Origin of the sequence: Marinibaculum pumilum (assembly GCF_042646425.1) — a bacterium.
Lineage (GTDB): Bacteria > Pseudomonadota > Alphaproteobacteria > Ferrovibrionales > Ferrovibrionaceae > Marinibaculum > Marinibaculum pumilum.
The window spans coordinates 1-746 of sequence record NZ_JBHRTR010000038.1 but is presented as its reverse complement, the minus strand read 5'-3'; the positions used below and the strand labels follow the sequence as shown (position 1 = coordinate 746).

Here is a 746-nt window from a genome sequence, read left to right as displayed (position 1 = left end):
TTCGAGTTGTGGGCCGGCTTCGGGTCTTCGGTTCCTGTCTCTTCGTTCGATGCGATTGACGAGTGTCGCCACCTCGATGCGGTGGAACAGGGCATGCTGAACGCTTCTGGTGAAGTGACCGATCGCCTTTTTCGTCCTGGAGGCGCGGTGCATGAGCTTGAGCAGGAGGTATGTGATGATCGCCGTGGCGACCTGCAGGCGGACGGCATTTTCGGATCGGCCGATGAAGTGCCGTATCCTGAGGTTCTGCTTGATCCACCGGAAGAACAGCTCGATCTGCCAGCGTGTCCTGTAGAGTTCGGCGATCTTGGCGGCCGGACTTTCCAGATCGTTGCTGAACAGGCGCAGGACCTTTCCGGTTTCCAGGGTTACGGTGACCATCCGGCCAGGCTTGTCGAAAGGGTTGTGGCGGTTGCGCGCCATGCGCACGGGCAGGTGAACGACCTGGTCGGCGATGACATTGCTGCCGCTGGGTACGGTCCGGTTCTCCAGAACGGCGACGGAGGTGTTCTTCTTCAGGCGGGTGACGAAGGTGCAGCCTTTCGTGTCGAGGTCCGCCCAGAAGCCGAAGTCGTAGTAGCCCAGGTCGAAGATGTAGGTGGCGCCGCTCTCGATCGGCAGCCGCTCCTTGGCGACGGTGATGTCGTTTGTGTTGGCGGCGGTCACTTCGTAGAAGACCGGCAGCGCCGCCTTCGGGTCGAAGACGACATGCACCTTTGCGGCGATCTTGCCGTTCTGGAACCGGG

At 61.1% G+C, this 746-nt stretch carries 1 protein-coding gene; it reads right to left on the bottom strand.

Annotated elements, in window-relative coordinates:
• On the bottom strand, positions 1 to 726 hold a 726-nt coding region (locus ACFOGJ_RS24005), incomplete at its 3' end, for an IS4 family transposase (RefSeq protein WP_379905418.1).
• Between the last annotated feature and the right edge of the window lie 20 nt (positions 727 to 746).